1 protein-coding gene is annotated in these 230 nt (G+C 51.7%); it reads left to right on the forward strand.

Annotation, left to right across the window (positions count from 1 at the left end; all coding sequences use genetic code 11):
• Window positions 1–35: 35 nt before the first annotated feature.
• On the forward strand, window positions 36–230 hold a 195-nt coding region (locus FS628_RS31010), incomplete at its 3' end, for a hypothetical protein (RefSeq protein WP_145326720.1).

Here is a 230-nt window from a genome sequence, read left to right on the forward strand (position 1 = left end):
TTGCCTCAGCATGTGGTTAGGGTGTGAGGGTTGGGGTGAATACGGAAATGAGGAGAGGATTGGAAGAGGAGGGGTGGGTGGGTGAAGTGGTTGGTGGGGTGGAAGATAGGGGGAAAGGAGTGGAGGTGGGGATTGAGAAAAGAGTAGGTTTGAGAGTGGATGTGGATGCATCCCTTGAGGAAGCTATTGAGGGGTTTGATGACGTCTTGGGTGAAAATGTTCTCGTAACG

It is taken from the genome of Paenibacillus xylanexedens, assembly GCF_007676705.1.
Lineage (GTDB): Bacteria > Bacillota > Bacilli > Paenibacillales > Paenibacillaceae > Paenibacillus > Paenibacillus xylanexedens_C.